Origin of the sequence: Mycobacterium sp. 852002-10029_SCH5224772 (assembly GCF_001667315.1) — a bacterium.
Lineage (GTDB): Bacteria > Actinomycetota > Actinomycetes > Mycobacteriales > Mycobacteriaceae > Mycobacterium.
Genome location: NZ_LZHT01000071.1, coordinates 1 through 17,053, shown reverse-complemented (window position 1 = coordinate 17,053; position 17,053 = coordinate 1). Strand labels below are relative to the sequence as shown.

The 17,053-nt window shown below is 65.0% G+C and carries 15 protein-coding genes, 1 tRNA gene and 1 pseudogene; 9 read left to right on the top strand and 8 right to left on the bottom strand.

Annotation, left to right across the window (positions count from 1 at the left end):
* Positions 1 to 152 precede the first annotated feature (152 nt).
* The 6 genes from A5775_RS11795 to A5775_RS11770 form a co-directional block, all read right to left on the bottom strand.
* Positions 153 to 1,253 carry a WD40 repeat domain-containing protein gene (locus A5775_RS11795; protein WP_082952983.1) on the bottom strand — a complete coding sequence of 367 codons (1,101 nt, stop codon included), beginning with the start codon at positions 1,251 to 1,253 and terminating at the stop codon, positions 153 to 155.
* 397 nt (positions 1,254 to 1,650) lie between these two features.
* Complete coding sequence (locus tag A5775_RS11790; protein ID WP_067252145.1) at positions 1,651 to 2,424, bottom strand: DUF427 domain-containing protein; 774 nt, start codon at positions 2,422 to 2,424, stop codon at positions 1,651 to 1,653.
* Positions 2,425 to 2,431: 7 nt separating this feature from the next.
* Positions 2,432 to 2,704, bottom strand: a complete 273-nt coding sequence (locus tag A5775_RS11785) for a DUF6295 family protein (protein WP_067252143.1) — start codon at positions 2,702 to 2,704, stop codon at positions 2,432 to 2,434.
* 9 nt (positions 2,705 to 2,713) lie between these two features.
* Positions 2,714 to 3,469 carry a dienelactone hydrolase family protein gene (locus tag A5775_RS11780; RefSeq protein WP_067252140.1) on the bottom strand — a complete coding sequence of 252 codons (756 nt, stop codon included), beginning with the start codon at positions 3,467 to 3,469 and terminating at the stop codon, positions 2,714 to 2,716.
* Positions 3,470 to 3,487: 18 nt separating this feature from the next.
* Entirely contained in the window at positions 3,488 to 4,294 is an 807-nt protein-coding gene (locus tag A5775_RS11775; RefSeq protein ID WP_067252138.1) for a hypothetical protein, read from the bottom strand.
* A gap of 98 nt (positions 4,295 to 4,392) precedes the next feature.
* Positions 4,393 to 5,610: a bifunctional 2-polyprenyl-6-hydroxyphenol methylase/3-demethylubiquinol 3-O-methyltransferase UbiG gene (locus A5775_RS11770; RefSeq protein ID WP_067252136.1), complete on the bottom strand. Its 1,218-nt coding sequence runs from the start codon at positions 5,608 to 5,610 to the stop codon at positions 4,393 to 4,395.
* 370 nt (positions 5,611 to 5,980) lie between these two features.
* On the opposite strand from A5775_RS11770, the gene A5775_RS11765 reads away from it, so the two are divergent.
* From A5775_RS11765 to A5775_RS11755, 3 genes are all read left to right on the top strand, one after another.
* The gene (locus A5775_RS11765; RefSeq protein WP_067252134.1) at positions 5,981 to 6,535 is read left to right on the top strand and encodes a TetR/AcrR family transcriptional regulator; all 555 of its coding nucleotides are present in this window, start codon (positions 5,981 to 5,983) and stop codon (positions 6,533 to 6,535) included.
* 2 nt (positions 6,536 to 6,537) lie between these two features.
* On the top strand, positions 6,538 to 7,290 hold the full coding sequence (locus A5775_RS11760) for an SDR family NAD(P)-dependent oxidoreductase (protein WP_067252131.1): 753 nt from the start codon (positions 6,538 to 6,540) through the stop codon (positions 7,288 to 7,290).
* 73 nt (positions 7,291 to 7,363) lie between these two features.
* Positions 7,364 to 8,203: an ABC transporter substrate-binding protein gene (locus A5775_RS11755; RefSeq protein ID WP_231995160.1), complete on the top strand. Its 840-nt coding sequence runs from the start codon at positions 7,364 to 7,366 to the stop codon at positions 8,201 to 8,203.
* Between the two features lie 512 nt (positions 8,204 to 8,715).
* Here A5775_RS11755 and A5775_RS11750 read toward each other — a convergent pair.
* Positions 8,716 to 9,645, bottom strand: coding sequence for a DUF5996 family protein (locus A5775_RS11750; RefSeq protein ID WP_067252128.1), 930 nt, complete (start codon positions 9,643 to 9,645; stop codon positions 8,716 to 8,718).
* 1,068 nt (positions 9,646 to 10,713) lie between these two features.
* On the opposite strand from A5775_RS11750, the gene A5775_RS11745 reads away from it, so the two are divergent.
* The 3 genes from A5775_RS11745 to A5775_RS11735 are packed head-to-tail and all read left to right on the top strand — an operon-like array spanning position 10,714 to position 14,081.
* Positions 10,714 to 11,844: an LLM class flavin-dependent oxidoreductase gene (locus tag A5775_RS11745; protein WP_067252125.1), complete on the top strand. Its 1,131-nt coding sequence runs from the start codon at positions 10,714 to 10,716 to the stop codon at positions 11,842 to 11,844.
* A complete protein-coding gene (locus A5775_RS26235; protein ID WP_369827825.1) occupies positions 11,841 to 13,340 on the top strand; it encodes a CE1759 family FMN reductase in 1,500 nt (499 codons plus the stop codon). The genes A5775_RS11745 and A5775_RS26235 overlap by 4 nt, the downstream gene beginning before the upstream one ends.
* Complete coding sequence (locus tag A5775_RS11735; RefSeq protein WP_067252122.1) at positions 13,341 to 14,081, top strand: 3-oxoacyl-ACP reductase family protein; 741 nt, start codon at positions 13,341 to 13,343, stop codon at positions 14,079 to 14,081.
* Positions 14,082 to 14,218: 137 nt separating this feature from the next.
* Here the strand turns inward: A5775_RS11735 and A5775_RS11730 are convergent.
* Positions 14,219 to 14,292, bottom strand: a tRNA-Leu gene (locus tag A5775_RS11730).
* Between the two features lie 348 nt (positions 14,293 to 14,640).
* On the opposite strand from A5775_RS11730, the gene A5775_RS11725 reads away from it, so the two are divergent.
* The 3 genes and pseudogenes from A5775_RS11725 to A5775_RS11715 form a co-directional block, all read left to right on the top strand.
* Positions 14,641 to 15,531, top strand: coding sequence for a PE domain-containing protein (locus A5775_RS11725; RefSeq protein WP_067252119.1), 891 nt, complete (start codon positions 14,641 to 14,643; stop codon positions 15,529 to 15,531).
* A gap of 61 nt (positions 15,532 to 15,592) precedes the next feature.
* Positions 15,593 to 16,756, top strand: a complete 1,164-nt coding sequence (locus A5775_RS11720) for a PPE family protein (protein ID WP_067252116.1) — start codon at positions 15,593 to 15,595, stop codon at positions 16,754 to 16,756.
* A 160-nt stretch (positions 16,757 to 16,916) separates the two neighbouring features.
* Positions 16,917 to 17,053, top strand: a pseudogene (locus A5775_RS11715) (WXG100 family type VII secretion target); the annotation flags it as partial.

The window sequence follows — 17,053 nt, the reverse complement described above, 5'->3', positions numbered from 1 at the left end:
TCTCCGGCGCCCACTTCCGTTGAGTGTGAGCACTGGGATTTGAGTGTGAACGCTGGGCGGCGACACGCCGACAATCCCCGCCGAGGATTCACACTCAAGGCCGAGGATTCACACTCCGCGCGCCGCGCCGCGCCGTTCCGCGACGACGCCGGCTAGGCCAGCGCCGGCTCCCACTGCGGCACATCGAACTGCCAGCCGTCGGCCGGCACGTCCGGGTGATCCGCAACGCCGCCGTGCGGCGCCGAACCCGACCCCGAGGCGATCCGCGCCGCGGTGACCACGCCGGAATAGTCGGCGACATAGAGGTGGCTGCCGTCCGGGCTTTCGAGCACGCAGGACGGGTTGTTGCTCACCGTGACCTCGCCGATGACGTCCAGCGTGCGGGTGCCCAGGGCCGTGACGCGGTCGTCACTGACCAGGTAGGCCCGCTCGCCGTCGCGGCTGAGGGTCATCCGCGCCAGCGGCCCGGTGATCTCGTTGATCTTGTGTGTTTTGACGATTTTGTTGGCGCGGGTGTCGATGACGTCGACCACCGAGCCCACCACCGGGCCGCAACTTGCCACATAGGCAGTGCCGCCGTCGTTGCTCAGCGCCACATCGCGAAGGGGCAGACCGAGCTCGATGGTGCCGACGAGGCGCGAGCGGCCACCGACACGGCCACCGTCGGAGCGGGTGCGGGTTTCGACGACGGCGAGGCTGCCGCCGTTCGGGCCGTTCACACCGATGTAGAGGCGGCGCCCGTCGGCGCTGGCCCGCACGCATGCGGTGGTCGTACCGGGCGCGGTGGCCAGGTCGACCACCTCGAGTTCGCCGGTGGTGGTGTCCAGGACGGTCACGTCGGCGCCGCGAACGCCATTTCGGCTGGCGTAGAGGAACTTCCCGTCGGCGCTCACTGCCAAGTCACTCACGCTGTGCTCGAGCCGATGCGTGGCGATCCGCCAATTCGTGACGACGTCGATCACTTCGATGGCGTCATAGGCGGCGGTGGCGGTGCCGACGTAGGCGTAGTTCGCGTCCACGCTGCTCATGGCGACGGTGGATGGTTCGCTGAGGCCGGCGAGGGTGCTCGACACCCGAAGGGTGTGGGCATCGATGACCGATACCGTGTTGCGGCCGTAGTTCGTGACGAGCAGCCGGCGCCCGTCGCCGCTGATGTCCATGTCGCTGATCGGGCCGTGGTGCACCGGGACTCGAACCACCGCAGTGTCGTCGACCGAGAACCTGCTCGCCGTTGGGTCGTATGCATCACTCACGCTGGTACCGCCTTTGCTGTGTTTCGTCGGCCCTGGGGCCAAAGTGACGACGTCGCGCGCATGCGACGATTTGGCCTCCGGATCCACCGGCTTTCAGCACCGAAAGGCACTGACGAAACTGGTTTTCGGTAGTCTACTGACCAAAACTCGCCTCAAAGCAGTTCAAAATGCTCGACGTTAGCTACGTCACTCCACGCACTCAGGTTCTGCTCAGACTTCCAATCACGCTGTATCGCAGTCGCTTACCCCTAGCGAAACCTACGCAAACCCTCTTCCGGCGGATTTTGCTTGCGCCGCTAACGACTCGCGTTTGCGCTCCACCGTTGCTTTAGTAAGGAAGTCTCAGGATTTGCCATCGACGAGGCGAATATCACACCGCCCGGATTCCGTGTCGCCGCTAGCTGAAATGGGTCTGCGGCCGCGGCAGCCTGGCCCCGTCGATGACGATGTCGAGTTTTTCGTTGTAGAAGGCGATCAGACCGGCGATTTGACCGACCGCGGGCAGCGGATAGTGGTAGGTCCACGCCAGGTCTTCGTGCACGACTTGCTCATTTGGCGGACCCACACGCACCGACCAATAGCCCGACGTCGTTCCCTTGTAGGGGCACAACGTCTGTGTGGCACTGGGGTGCAGGTGCCCGAAGTCGACGTCGGTGGGATCGATGTAATACCTTGTGGGCAAGCCTGTTTCGAAGAGTAGAACCGGAGATTTGGTGTCCGCCAAGGTGATTCCGTCAAGCTCGACCCGGACGTGGCGGTGTGAGCGCAGGGCGTCGACGCGCGAATAGGGGTTCCGCGGATGACCGTAGATCGGTTCGTCCTCTTCGAACCAGCGCAACGGATTCCAGTCGAACCGCACAGTGCCGGCCAGCGGGCTGTCGCTGTCGGCGTCGAAGACCCGCGCGGCGGACTCGTGCGTCTGGCCGGCACCCACCAGGGAGTGCAGCCGTGACGGACCGAATTGCACTGTCTGGGCGTGGTTCTCGTCGTGCAGGAATTCGGGGCGGACATCGGCCAGCGGAATGTAGTACTGCGGGTAGTACGGGACTTCCCACACGTACCGGGCGGCGGTGGTGTCGAAGACCAGCGCATCGCCGAGGAAGCCACGAACCCGCCGGGGCGCGGGCTCGATCCTGCCCCGCGCGGCGGCCATCTGCGGATAGTCAGTCATGGTCGGCCTATTGATCTTTGGAGGCCAGCCCGGCCGGCGCGTGGGCGATCGCTTTGCGGATGGCCTCGGCCAGCGCCAGGGCGCTCTCCTCGGTGAGTTCCAGGGCCACCCGCGCCGACGGGCCGAGCTGCGGGTTGATCACGTCGATGTTGACGGTGTGGCCGTAGGGCGCGTGGACGGGGTGGTCGACGTAGACCGTTGCGCGGTTGGCGCCGAACCACCCGGTGGCCCCCTTGCCGCTGCCGTCGATCTCGACGTGCTCGGTGAGATAGGTGCACATGGGCGATACCTAGCCTTTCAGGTGGGTGGCGAAGAATACGTCGATGCGCCGCCAGCCGTCCACCGCGGCCTCCGGGCGGTACGCGGGCCGGTCGACGGAGAAGAAGGAGTGGCCCGCGCCCTCGTAGGAGTGGAACTCGTGCGGCTTGTTGAACTTGTTGAGCTCGGCGTCCAGGGCGGCCACTCCCGCGGGGGCGGGGAACCGATCGTCGAGGCCGAACAGGCCCAGCAGCGGACAGCTCAGGTTTGCGGCCAGGTTCAGGATCGGCTGCATGGTTTTGGGCATGCCCTCGGGCGGATCCTCGACGATGAACGCGCCGTAGCAGTCCACCGCCGCATCGAAGGGCAGCGAGCATGCCGCCAGGTACGCGTGCCGCCCGCCCGAGCAGTGCCCGATGACACCGACCTTGCCGTTGGCCCCGGGTAACGAGCGCAACTGCTCGACCGCGCCCGCGACGTCGCCGACGAGTCGTTCGTCGGGCACCCCGCCGGCGGCGCGCGCCGCGGCGGCCGCGTCGTCGGGCGCGGCGCCCGGGGCCTCACGCGAATAGAGGTTCGGCGCCAGGGCGTGATAGCCGCTGACGGCGAGCCGGCGGACGAACTCCTTGGTTTCCCGGTCGTATCCGGGCATGTGGTGAATCCACACGACGCCACCGCGGTGCCCCGGCGCGAGCGGCACGGCCTGGTAGGCCTCGATCTGGTCGCCGCCGTGACCGGTGATGGTGATCGTCTCCGCGCGGATGGCGTCGGGGCTGGGCGCGTTCATCACGACTCCTTGTGGGGTTCAGTGCCGCTTGTCGCGCACCTTGTAAGTCGACGGCCACGACTTGCGGGACTCGTCTCCGGTCAACGGGGTTCCCATCCCGCCGACCTTGACGGCGTAGGCCTCCTTACCCGGGCCCACCTCACGGTTGGCGTGTTCCTGGGCGAGGAAGTACAGCTCGTCGATGGTGGCCTCGTCGTAGGCGACGAACGAGGTTTCCCGCGCCACATCGTCGATCCCGGCCAGCATCCGGTCGGGCAGCAACCGCGAGGCCACCGCGGCCAGGCCCAGCAGCCCGAAAGGAATGATCCAGTAGCAGAGGAAGGACAGCGGGGTCTTGGTGTCCAGGATCAGGGCGCCGGTGGTCCCCGCGGGCACCGCGGGGCGTTGCACGATCGATGGGATGGCCGACGACACCGTCATGGCGGCGAACGTGGCGACCCAGATCCAGCCGAGGATTTGGACGACGCGGCCGAACAGCGCGGTTTTGACGACGTCGGGAGCGTGTTCCGCCGCGGCGAATTCGGCCACCAACGGCTTGCCGACGAGCATCCCGACCAGCGCCACCAGGAAGATCCCGGCGTTGCTCAGTGTCAGTATCCACCGCTCGACGAACGGCTGGCTGAGCGTGAAGGTCAGCACAGCGAGGATCAAAAGCACTGCGACAGAAGCGAAATCGAAGAGCTGCCAGCGTCTGCCCGTCGCGCCCCCTAGGCCCAGGCTGGCGGCGGCGACCGCCAGCGCGACCAGCACGGCAGCGGCGAAAGGAACGTTTCCGACAAGGACCCAATACACAATCCACGGCGCGAGACCGAACAGCATGCCCATGCTGGGTCAGTGTATGAGTGGCGGTTTGCGGTGTTGTCGGCGGCAGGCCCAAAGTCTTGGTCCGACGGTAACGCTCGTCCCGCAACCGATCTCAGATGCTAATCCGGCGACGTGTTCAGCGCCATCGCCAGGAAGTCGAGACGCCACAGCGACTGGAACAGCTGGTGCCCGAATTCGCGCACCCGCGTCTCGTCTTCCCGGTTGCCCTGGGTCACCGAGTCGATGATCTCTCGTATGCTGCGCCGACCGTCGACCTGCTGAACAAAGGGCAGCTGAGCCGGGGTGAGCTTCAGCTGTGCGCCGGGCAGGTGAATCTCGTCGCCGGACAACAGGCATGCCGTCCGCGGCAGCGGAACGTAATCGAGGGACGACGCCGTCGAGAAGTCGATCGCATAGTCCTGCGTCGGTCGTTCGGGTCGGCAGGCGACGAAGAAGTGGGTGGCATTGGCCGGCTGCAGGCGTTCCATCACCGACCACAGCGTGGTATCCGGTAAGCCGTTCAAGAGTGACTGGAACGCGCCTGGCGGCGCGACGAAGGCGTCGTGCGGGTAATACGGCGCATTGCGAAGCCATCCCTGAAACGCCAGCCCCGCGGCGCCGACCAGGTCCAGGCATTCGTCGACGGTGTAGCTGCGCTGGCGGGCGTGCAAGAAGGTGTCCACGAGCGCGCCGTCGGACAGCAGATCACGCGCGCCCCGCAGGTAGGGACGGACGGGGTGGTCGGCCGGCAGCGCCGCAACCGCCTCCTTGACCAGCTGAACCGACGCGTCGTCCTGCGACAGTCCGAGGTCGCGAAACGCCGATTCGAGCACCTCGACGCCGAACCGGCCGTATTTGGCGTAGAGCATGACGCCCAGCGCCCCGTCGCGCCGCAGACATCCACCGAGCGCTTTGAGCCCGGCCAGCGGGTCCGCCATGTGGTGCAACACGCCGGTGGAGACGATCAGGTCGAAGTCGCGTTCCAGCGCCGAGACCTCTTCGATGGCCAGCAGATGTAGTTCCAGGTTGACCAGCTGGTGCTTGTCCTTCAGATATTGCTGGTGATCCAGCGCGGACCGGCTGACGTCAATCGCGACGACCCTGGCGGCGCGGTTCATGTAGGCGAAAACCGCCGCCTGGAACGTGCCGCACCCCGCGATGAGGATGTCGAGGTCCGGCTTGTATGCGCGGTCGGGCCACAACACCCGGTGCGCCCAGAAGGGATCGAACCAATCCCAATGGTTCTTGGTCCACGCCTCGAGATCGGTTACCGGGGGCGGATATTCCCAGCGATCGTATTGGCGGGCGACAGCGTCAGCCCGCGGATCTTCGGACACCTTCGCGCTGGCTCCTTCGCGGTGGCGGCTCGCACAACGGTCTCGAACAACTTACTTGGCATGGCGTGTTTCGGCAGTGCTGAACTGTGCCGAATGCGGAAGCGTTGCGGACCCCGCTGTCCGCTACCTGGCCCGCGTCGGAGGGCCGCATCGCACTCTCGGGCGACTCAGCGGCGCGCGGGGACCGCTCTCGTCGGCGGGCTCGACTACTCGGCGTCGATCGCGTCGGAGGACGTCTACTTGACGAATGGGCCACCCGTGATCAGACTTGAGTGAGTACTCAACCAGAAGATGGGTCATGGCTAACGCAAAAACTCGGAAGTCGCGGCGGAAGCCCGACCGCGGGTCGGCGGAACCCGCTAACCGTGAGTTGATCCTGGATGCCGCGCAGCGGATGTTCGCCGATTCGGGTTACGCCGCGACCTCTACCGCGAAAATTGCTGCCGCAGCAGGGGTTCCGCATGGCCTGGTGTTCTATTACTTCCCGTCCAAGCGCGACCTGTTGCTGACGGTGGTCGGCGAGCGGGCCTACCGGCGCAGCCTCGTCAGGGAAGGCGTCGAGGCCGAGCACCGCGACGTGGAGGAGGTTCTGGGCGCTGCGGCGCGGGAACTGGTCGAGGTGTTCATCCAAAACCGCGATACCCAGGTAATCCTGTTCCGCGAAGCCGGTACCGACCCCGAACTTCACGCCCTGGTGTCCGCCCTCGTCGCGTCGTCGACCGGAGACGTCGCCGAGCTGCTAGCCCAGGCTAGTGATGCTCCTGCCGATGCCGAAGTGAGGCTTGCTACCGCGCGGCTACTGGTGTCGAGCCTGCTGATGGACAACTTTCTGCACGACAAAGTCCCCGACCCCACCCGCGTCGATCACACCGTTCGGCTGCTCGCCGACGGTCTGCGCCGGACAACTACCCAAAAGGACGGATAGCAATGAGCCCGAATACGGACAAGGTCGCGGTGGTGGCCGGCGGCAGCCGCGGAATCGGAGGAGCAACATCAAGACTTCTGGCTTCGCGTGGAATGCGGGTGGTCGTGAATTACCGCACAAGTGACGCCGATGCGAAAGCCGTCGTCGAGGCGATCCACTCCGCCGGCGGGGAGGCCATGGCGGTAAGAGCCGACGTTTCCAAGCCCGACGAGGTGGATCGGTTGATGCAGACCGTGACCGCAGAGTGGGGGACGGTCGACGTCTTGGTCAACACAGTCCTGATTCCTTACGCCATCAAGCCTTTCCAGGAGATGAGCTGGACAGAGTTCGGTGGCAAGTTGCAGGACGAAATGCTGGCCGCATTCACCCTGACCCGGGCGGTGACGCCGGGGATGATTGCGAAGGGTTATGGCCGTATCGTGCATCTCGGGACGAATCTGGCCAAAAACCCACGTGCGGGGATGATCGCCCTCGGCGCATCCAAATCGGCGCTTACCACGTTCGCTCGCTATGTGGCCCAGGAACTGGGGCCCCACGGCATCACGGTAAATATCGTCTCTCCGGGGATGGTGGGCACACAGATCTCCACGACGGTGCCCGAGGCAGTCAGGGATCGCATTATCGCGACAACCCCGTTGGGGCGCATCGCCAAACCCGAGGACGTGGCGAGGGTTATCGCCTTCTATGCCGATGACGACAGCGGCTTCGTGACCGGAAGCACTGCGCCGGTCAACGGCGGACTGGCGATGGATTGACCGGACAGATCAGGAGATGACGATGCACACTTTCGACCTTGCTTACGTCGGAAGGGGTATTCACGAGGAACTGGTGGCCTACGTCGCCGATCAGGAGGGCTACTACGCCGATGAAGGCGTGCACGTTGCCATGCACGACGGCACCGGGTGGGATATCGAGCGTCTGCGCCGGGGCGCGACCATTGGGCTGGGCAGGTCGATGCTGTCCCGGCTGACCGACGGTATTCCGTGGACAGCGGTCAGCGTCAACACCCATCAACCGCTGTTCTGGTTCCTCGGCGGGGGCGACATGACCTCGATGCAGGATCTGCGCGGACGTCGGCTCGCCATCCATGCCGCCCACACGGCGCCCGGCTGTTTCGGTCGTACCGTATTGCGCCGCAATGGCATTGATCCTGACCGGGATATCGTCAGCGTAGTCCGGCCACCCGATGACTACGGCATGGACCTCCGGTGGTTACGTGAAGGTGCTATCGACGCGGCGATGGTCGGCAGCACTATGGCACCCGAGCAGGTCGCTGCCGAATACGGTTTGCACGTGCTGGGCTGGATTGGGGAGTGCTTCCAGGTGCCGACCGTCGGAATTGCCGTTGACCCTACCTACATTCCCCTGGACAGCCCGGCGCTGGCAGCAGTGGTCCGAGCCAACCGGCGGGCGTTGCACACGATCACGCATCAACCCGAAATCGCCGTCGCGCATATGCATCACGGGTTTCTCGGCAGACACACGGTGGACGAGGTGCACCGGCACTACGACCATTTCATCGCGCCGTATTTCAGCGACGACGGCCATGCTGAGCTGGACATCGGCCAGGACGCGATCACCGCCGTCGCCAAGGAGCTCGGTGTGCCGGCCACCGTGACCGCAGCCGAGATCTACCGTACCGACCTCGAAAGTGTCAGCCGAGCCTGACAGTGGTTCGTTCTCAACGGGATTGGGGCATACGGGCAATGATGACCGGGACCCCAAGGAACCGTCGGCGCTCAGAGAACGTCATACAGCTACACCGATAGCCACGGAGCAGTGCTAGCCAGAAGGCAGCGCAATAGCGGGGTCGGCTTGCTGACCCACACGGCTCATGACCGAGGACGTAGCTCGCGGTTCGACGGTGCGCTCGGCTCTGCGAACGGTGGAGGCGCATTCGCGGCTTGTCGGTCACCGTTCGCACGCTCTCCGTCGCGCTCAGGGTGCGTTTCGGGGCCATCGTCCACGACCTCCGCGTCCACGACCTCCATCGGCTCGTCGGCTTTGTCGACCGGGGTGGATGGCGACGCGCTACGTCGGCCCTCAACGAGGAGCACGGCCCCGACCAGCACAGAGTTTTACCTGAACATCTTCCCGGAATGCACATGTGGTGGTCGACAACGGATTGGGAGGCAACGCAAGTGGTACTGAGCTCTGGGAACCGAAGATCATGCGCCTGTTCAGTACGCGCTCCAACGATTCGGGTCGTCTTCTAAAGCGGCACGGTCCCAGCCGGAATTGACGGCCGCCGCTTCATACGTGTCCTGCAAGAAACCGAGCAGCATCTGATCGGGATCAGCTGCCTGGCGCACAGCCTCGTATGGCAACACGAACTCACCCATCTCCTTGCGGTAGCGGGCCTCTGCTGGATGGACCGGATGGTCGGCGAACGCGTCGGGTTCCGGGTAGGCGTAAGCGTAGAACGCGCCCTCTTCACCTCCGCCGGGCCAGAACCCGCAGCTGCTCAGTTCGTGCGAGTAGCCCTCGACCATGACCCAGTCCCCGCAATTCGGTGCGCCGCCGGGATGGCGCGGTGCTTTGCGGCCCGAAAATCGGGTGCACGCGAGATCCATTGCGCCCCAGAAGAAGTGCACCGGGCTTACCTTACCAATGAAGCGGGACCGGAACTGACCGAGCACTCGGTTGGCCTGGAGGAGCTGGCGCCAGAACAGGCGCGCGGCATCGCGATCGTATGCCGCGTGCACATCGTCTTGGTCGAAAGGCACTGCAGGGTCGACTTCGTTGGGGTGCGCCTGAATGCGCGTCGCGAATCCCAGTTCGTCTAGTGCCTGCATGGTCTGCGAATAGAACTCAGTCACCGATTTTGGTTCCAACGCGACCGAACGTGTTGCGCCGGAACTACTCCGGATCAGCAACTGATGATTGATGAAGTCGAATTCAATGTCGAAGACCTCGGTCCCATACGGGATCGCCGAGGTGGTCAGTCCGCGCGGAGTCACGTAGAAGGTGACCTGCCACCAGTGATTGACCAAGGGCGAATGCGTGAGTCGGACCTTGCCGACGATCTGCATCCACATGTGCAGTGTGTCCCGCGTCGGAGCCGAGTCGTCGACGCGCAGGCTGGGCCACGCAGTGCTGTGTTGCGCCATTCGGTGATCACTCCTGGGTTCGGGGTCGCACTCCATGCAAGCTATTGCCTAGTGAATGCTTACTCCTGCTGCGGGAAGGAAACCCGCAAATGCAGCTGCGAAGGCAACTTGACACGAGAGAGCCACGCCGTCCGACGGTCGACAGCGGATCCGGCCATGCTCGCGTCGATTTACTCGCCTGCGGGCGGCTGCCGTTCAATTCCGACCGGTCCCACTCAAGCGCCAGTGGCCTGCGCCATACGCGGGCCGAACCGGTTCGCGATGTAGTAAGGACATTCCAAGTCCCCTCCAACGGTTTCGCCCGCAGCACGGGCATTGGCGAAATGCTGGATGTACTCGACTCCGACGTTGGCTCCCATGTCATCTCCTCAGTCGATTCGTTGACGCAGTAGCGGCCCGCTTATGAAACGCGCAAAGTAACGGTAACGCCGCTGGTTCGCCTGGCGCGGAAGCAGGAGGCGTCCGAGCATGGAGAGCGTCTCTACGCGCTCGTGAGTCGTCGTCACACAGGCGGCCGAGCCATAGCGTCGTTCGCCTGCCACCCGAGCCGGTCGTGCTGCAAGCCTCAAAATCCGCTCCAGCCGCAACCGCGAAGCCACTCCGGTAGCGCTCGAAATCGCCCCCGGTCGCCGCGGTGACGCCGGGGTGAGATGTGCGCGGAGGCGTTTGCTACCCGCAGGGTCAACATCGTTGGCCTGCGGCTGGATGCGGGTGGGGAAGCTTATGTCCTCAACGTCTGCATGGTCTGCGAGCAGAACTCGGCGACCGATTCGGTTCCAACGCCACCGAACGAGCTGCTCCGGATCAGCAACTGGTGATCTATGAAGCCGAAATGATGCAAAGGCCTCCGTCCCAGAAGGGATCGCCGAGGTCGTCAGTCCGCGCGGAGTCATCTGCGAATCGGTGACCACTCTGGTTCGGTGTCGCAATCCATGCGAGCGGATATCTAACGAAGTACTTACCCGTGCTGCAAGGGGGGGTAACGTCTTTCCCGCGCACGGCGGCCTTTCCGTGCACAGCGGTCTTCCACGCGCGCCGCAGTCGTTAGGTGTGGACTCGATGTCAGATATGCAATTCGGGATATTCACGGTGGGAGACGTCACCGAGGATCCGACGACGGGCCTTACACCCACCGAAGCCGAGCGTATCGGTGCCACCGTCCAGATTGCCAAGAAAGCCGAAGAGGTAGGTCTGGACGTGTTCGCCACCGGCGAGCACCACAATCCGCCGTTCGTGCCCTCCTCGCCGACCACACTGCTGGCCTTCATCGCGGCGCAGACTGAGCGGATACTTCTTTCCACCTCAACCACGTTGATCACCACGAATGATCCGGTGAAGATTGCCGAGGACTTCAGTGTGCTGCAGCATCTCTGCGGTGGCCGGGTGGACTTGATGCTCGGCCGCGGGAACACCGGGCCGGTCTACCCGTGGTTCGGACAGGACATCCGGCACGCCATCCCATTGACCGTCGAGCACTACGGGCTGCTGCGGCGCCTATGGCGCGAAGAGGTCGTCGACTGGAGCGGGAAATATCGTAGCCCACTGCAGGCCTTCACCCTGGCACCGCAACCGCTTGACGGAGTGCCGCCGTTCGTCTGGCACGGTTCAATCCGAACGCCCGAAGTCGCTGAACTGGCCGCCTATTACGGTGACGGCTTCTTCGCCAACCACATCTTCTGGCCGTCGTTTCACACCAAACGGATGGTGCAGTTGTACCGCCAGCGGTTCGAACACTACGAGCACGGCAGCGCGGATCAGGCGATTGTCGGTCTGGGTGGACAGGTCTTCATGCGCCCCAACAGCCAGGAGGCCATCGCGGAGTTCCGGCCTTATTTCGACCATGCTCCGGTGTACGGGCATGGCCCGAGTCTGGAGGAGTTCACTGCCCAGACCCCCTTGACCGTTGGTTCGCCGCAGCAGGTGATCGATCGGACGCTGAGCTTCCGCGAATACGCCGGCGACTATCAGCGCCAATTGTTCCTCGTCGATCATGCCGGTCTGCCGCTGAAGGTGGTGTTGGAGCAACTCGACCTACTGGGTGAGGAAGTAGTTCCAGTGCTGCGCAAGGAGTTTGCGATCGGTCGACCCGATCACGTACCCGATGCTCCCACACACGAGGCGCTGGTGGCGGCGGCCAGCAGGGCCACAGACCCTCCCGCCACAGAGTTGTCCACCACTTCCCAGGAGCAGCAGCCATGACGAAGTTGGCGGTTATCAGCGGTGGGCTGCGCGAGCCGTCGTCGACTCGGCTGCTGGCCGACCGGATCACCGCCGCGGTTGACGAGGCGTTGGCCAACCGGAGCCTGACGATGACCGCGTCGGTGATCGAACTGCGCCCTCTCGGCCGGCCGATCATCGATGCAATGCTGACAGGATTTGGCTCAGCCGAACTCGAATCAGCTTTCGAAACAGTCGCCGACGCCGACGGAGTCATCGCTGTGAGCCCGGCGTTCAACGCCTCATATAGCGGGCTGTTCAAGTCGTTCTTCGACGTGCTGCCCGAGGAGACACTTTCCGAAATGCCGGTGCTGATTGCGGCGACCGGCGGTACCGAGCGCCATTCGCTGGTGCTGGAACATGCGCTGCGTCCGATGTTCTCTTACCTGCATGCGATCGTGTCGCCCGTCGGCGTGTACGCGGCCACCGACGACTTCGGTGCTGCCCTTGGTTCCGCCGGCCTCTCCGAGCGGATCGGCAAAGCAGCCGGCGACTTCGCCCGGCTTCTGCAGGCGTGCGGTCCCCGCGCCCGTCGAGACATGTTTGCCGAGGAATTGACCGAGATGGAGCGCCTCCTGGCCGGCTGGCAGCCGCGAGACGGGGGGACGATGTCGAGGACTGAAGCACCCGTTCTGGTGTTGGGCGCCACCGGCGGCCAGGGTGGCGCGGTCGTCAGTGCACTGCTGGCACGCGGGGCGCGGGTGCGCGCGCTGGTGCGCCGGCCAGACAGACCGTCGGTTCGGCGTCTGACTGAACGCGGAGTCGAGGCTGTCGTCGGCTCACTCGACGATTGCTCTGCACTTAGAGCGGCGATGCGCGGTGTCGCAGCAGCGTTTGCGTTGTCCACCCCGTTCGAGGCAGGCGTCGATGCCGAGGTGACCCAGGGGCGGGCCATACTGGCCGCGGCCGTCGACGTGCAGGTGCCACACCTGGTGTTCAGTTCGGTCGCTGCAGCCGACCAGCACACCGGTGTGCCGCACTTCGAAAGCAAGGCCGTCATTGAGGCGGAGTTGGCTGAAAGCGGTTTGCCACACACGATTACGGCGCCGACCTACTTCTTCGACAACGCGCTCGGTGGCATGGACCGCATCTCCGCCGGGGTTCTCGATCTGCCGCTACCATCCGACCATCCGCTGCAACAACTGGCCCGTCCCGACATGGGCGCGTTCGTCGCGAAGGTGCTAATCGACCCGAAGCCATACATCGGGCAGCGCGTGGAGCTAGCCGGCGACGCCGTCACGCCAGCGCAGATGGCCGAAGTGCTCAGTGCGGCGCTGGGCCGACCGGTGCGGCATGAATACACCCCACTCGAGTCCATCAGAAATCCTGACATGCACGCGATGTGGACGTTCCTCAATGGGCCGGGCTACCGGGTGGATCTCGAGGCTCTGCACGCCGCGAATTCAGACATCGCGTGGCAGTCATTCGCCGTCTGGGCGCAACAGACATTCGAATCTCCAGCGGGAGGAGATACATAGGTGAGTGTTCTAGCGGGGCGCCGCGCTCTGGTGACCGGTGGTTCACGGGGTATCGGTGCGGCGATCGTGAAGCGGTTGGCCGCCGATGGAGCACAAGTGGCGTTTACCTACTCCGCATCTCCAGGTCCGGCGGACACGTTGCAGGCGGAGGTATCTGCCCTCGGCGGAACGGCCGTGGCGATTCAGGCCGACAACGCCGACGCGCAACAGGTGACCAAGGCGGTCGATCAGGCCGTGGCTACATTGGGCGGCTTGGACATCCTCGTGAACAACGCCGGAATAAGTACGTCCGGCATGGTCGAATCGTTTCCGCTGCAGGACTTCGACCGAATGCTGGCCGTCAACGTCCGCGGCGTCTTCGTGGCCATTCAACATGCGATCCCCCACCTTGGTAGCGGTGGTCGAATCGTCACCACCGGGAGTATCTTCGCTGACCGCGTTCCGCGTCCGGGCAGCGCTGTTTATGCCATGACCAAGGCGGCCCTGGCCGGGTTAACCCGCGGGCTGGCGCGCGAACTGGGGCCGCGCGGCATCACCGTCAATGTCGTTCAGCCAGGACCCACGGCAACCGACGCGAACCCGGATTCGGGCGACTTTGCCGATGAGATGCGGCAACTCACCGCGATTGGTCACTACGGCCGCCCTGAGGACATCGCCAGCGCCGTCGCTTACCTGGTGAGTCCGGAGGCGGCATTCATCACCGGCATAGCCTGGGACGTCGACGGTGGATTCGCCGCCTGATTGCTATTGAGGCCGGTCCGGGTCAATCCGGAAGTCCGGCTGCTGCGGCAGAGTTGCCGCGGAATGGCGCTGTCGATAGCGATGTCGAGCGCATTCGCCCGTCCGTGCTACCTCTGTGTCCGACAAAAAGTCCACCGTGCCCCCAGTCGGACTCGAACCGACACTGGGCGGATTTTAAGTCCGCTGCCTCTGCCAATTGGGCTATGGGGGCCCGGCGCGAATCTAGCGCGTGACGCCGAAGCCCGCGGCATCGCATCCCGGCCGATATTTGCCAGATGTCCAAGATGCGAAGCCCGTGCCCATCCACTAATATCCGCGCGCCGCGCGCAAGCTCTCCATTTCGGCGCCCGCGATCAGATGACGTCCCGATGTCGCCCGACAGGGTCTTGTTAAAACTGCCGCCCTTGTCGTTAAGAAGCCGTAAACGACCGTAACCCCAGCTCAATGGGTGGGGAATGTGGAGTTGTAGGTCGCTAGCGTTACGCCAACGCACAGCGACCGTTACGTGAACACACAGCGATCCACACCGGGGTCGGCTCGTTCAGCATAGGAGCAACAGATGTCGTTTCTGACAACACAGACCGAAGAGATGCTTGCCGCGGAGACGTTGCTGTCCGGCATCAACAGTAACCTGGCAGCCCAAAACGCGGGCGCCGCGTCGGCGACCACCGTCATTGCTCCCGCCGCCGCCGACCCGGTATCGGCCCAGCAGGCGGCCATCTTCTCGGCGTACGGCACCCAGTACCAGACGATCGCCGCCGAGGTGCAGGCACTCCTCGAGCAGTATTCGCAGACCCTTGGCATCAGCTCCAACAGCTACGGCGACACCGAGGCCGTCAACGCGAGCCAGGCCGCACTTGCGAGTGCCGCTTCTCCCGCCGCCGCTGCCGCTGCCACGCCGTCAAACACTCCGCTCGACTACCTTTCGTGGCTCCTCGGTAGCACCGGCAATGGCACCAACCCGAACATGCTTGGCGGGATGTTCGGCTTGTCGGGTAACAGCGCGAACATCGGCAACATCGGTTTTGGGAACTGGGCGTCCGCCGGTTCCGACCTGCTCGGCCTGGCCAGTGGCGGCTTGCTGGACACCTCTGGCGCCGACGCCGGTGCGGCCGCCGCGGCGGACCTGGCCACCTCGACCACCCCGGCCGGCGCCGGTGTGGGCGGCGTGACGGGCATGGGCGCGATGCCGGCGGCCGCGATGGGCCAAGCAACCATGGTCAACAAGCTCTCGGTGCCGCCGAGTTGGGCGGGCTCGACCTCGGTGGTGGGGTCGAGCGCCGCGCCGCTGCAGACGGTCGGCTGGACCGCCGCCGCGCCGCAGGCCGGTACGGGAACGGTGGTGCCGGGCATGCCCGGAGTGGGTGCGATGGGGCGCAACAGCGCTGGCTTCGGCGCGCCGCGTTACGGCGTCAAGCCGATCGTCATGCCGAAACCGACGGCCGTCTAGGCAGCCACGGGCACCCGGATAGACGTCGAATTCGAACAGAGAAAAGGAGCGGAATACACAAATGGTGCTTGAGTTTTCAGCGATCCCCCCGGAGATCACCTCGTCGTTCATGTACGCCGGTGCGGGGTCCGCTCCGTTCATGGCCGCCGCGACCGCGTATGCCAACCTGGCCGCCGAGGTGAGCGCCACCGCCACCCAGTGGGAGTCGATCATCTCGTTGCTGACCACCGAACAGTGGACCGGTGGTGGGTCGGCCGCGGCGGCCGCTGCGGCACAGCCGATCGTGACCTATCTGACCGAGACGGCGACGACACTCGAGCAGACGAGCGCTCAGGCCACCGCATCGGCGGCGGCCTACGAAGCGGCGTTCGCGGCGACGGTGCCCCCGCCCGTAATCGCGGCCAATCGGACGTTGCTGGCAACACTCGTCGCGACGAACTTCCTGGGCGTCAACTCAGCCGCGATCGCCGCGACCGAAGCGCAATACGCCGAGATGTGGGTTCAAGACGCCACCATGATGGCCACCTACCAGGCCGCCTCGATGGCGGCCGGCGTCCTCACCCCAGTGACGCCACTGACATCGACCACCAACCCGGCGACCGCCGCGGCCGTGGACAGCACCGCGCTGGCCGCGGACTCAACGGGCGGCACGGTCCAGGCGTTGGCAGCTCCCATCTCCAATGCGGCAACCTTGGCCGCCCCCACCCTCCCCTTTACGACCAATGGCTTTCTGTCGTCGGTCGACAACTTCCTCGGCACGCCGGCCGTCTTCAACGCCATCAACGGTGGGGTGAACACGGGGGCGTGGTTCACCATGAACGCCATCCCGAACGTGGTGTCGTTAGGGAAGACCCTTGGGACGGTGCCGGCGATTCCGTTCTCGCTGACCGACTCGGTTGCGCCGGCCGGTGCCGCCGGCATCACGCCCGGCACCATGGTGGGCTCGGTGTCGGGCGCGGGGGCGTCGGCGGCGCTGGGCGAGGCGTCCGCGGTGGGCCGCCTCTCGGTGCCCGCCGGCTGGAACGCGGCCGCCCCGGCGTCGTTGGCTTCGGCCACCGCCCCGCTCGAGGGCTCGGGTTGGACCGCCGCGGCCGAAGCGGAGGGAGTCACCGCGATGCCCGGCATGCCGGGAATGGCGGCCGCCGCCAAGGGCGCCGGCGCCTACGGCAGCGGACCCCGGTACGGCTTCAAGCCGATCGTCATGCCCAAACAGGTTGTCGTCTGAGAAGGGACCGCTGACACGGGAAATAAGGGGTACATGTCGCCTGTCTGAGGCGAGCATTTAACCGGCAGGCCGTAATCTGTTTGAACCGCGGCCTCCGCTGCATCAATTTCAATTGTTAAGACTTCGGCCGACTGAGGAATCAAGATAGGAGACAGCCGAGATGGCAACACGTTTTATGACCGACCCGCACGAGATGCGGGCGATGGCGGGCCGTTTCGAGGTGCACGCCCAGACCGTTGAGGACGAGGCTCGCAAGATGTGGGCGTCGTCGATGAACATCGCCGGTGCGGGCTGGAG

Coding starts and splice junctions, on each gene's coding strand:
- A5775_RS11790 (WP_067252145.1), bottom strand. CDS start 2,424: ATGACTGACTATCCGCAGATGGCCGCCGCGCGGGGCAGGATCGAGCCC.
- A5775_RS11785 (WP_067252143.1), bottom strand. CDS start 2,704: ATGTGCACCTATCTCACCGAGCACGTCGAGATCGACGGCAGCGGCAAG.
- A5775_RS11780 (WP_067252140.1), bottom strand. CDS start 3,469: ATGAACGCGCCCAGCCCCGACGCCATCCGCGCGGAGACGATCACCATC.
- A5775_RS11775 (WP_067252138.1), bottom strand. CDS start 4,294: ATGGGCATGCTGTTCGGTCTCGCGCCGTGGATTGTGTATTGGGTCCTT.
- A5775_RS11760 (WP_067252131.1), top strand. CDS start 6,538: ATGAGCCCGAATACGGACAAGGTCGCGGTGGTGGCCGGCGGCAGCCGC.
- A5775_RS11750 (WP_067252128.1), bottom strand. CDS start 9,645: ATGGCGCAACACAGCACTGCGTGGCCCAGCCTGCGCGTCGACGACTCG.
- A5775_RS11745 (WP_067252125.1), top strand. CDS start 10,714: ATGCAATTCGGGATATTCACGGTGGGAGACGTCACCGAGGATCCGACG.
- A5775_RS26235 (WP_369827825.1), top strand. CDS start 11,841: ATGACGAAGTTGGCGGTTATCAGCGGTGGGCTGCGCGAGCCGTCGTCG.
- A5775_RS11725 (WP_067252119.1), top strand. CDS start 14,641: ATGTCGTTTCTGACAACACAGACCGAAGAGATGCTTGCCGCGGAGACG.
- A5775_RS11720 (WP_067252116.1), top strand. CDS start 15,593: ATGGTGCTTGAGTTTTCAGCGATCCCCCCGGAGATCACCTCGTCGTTC.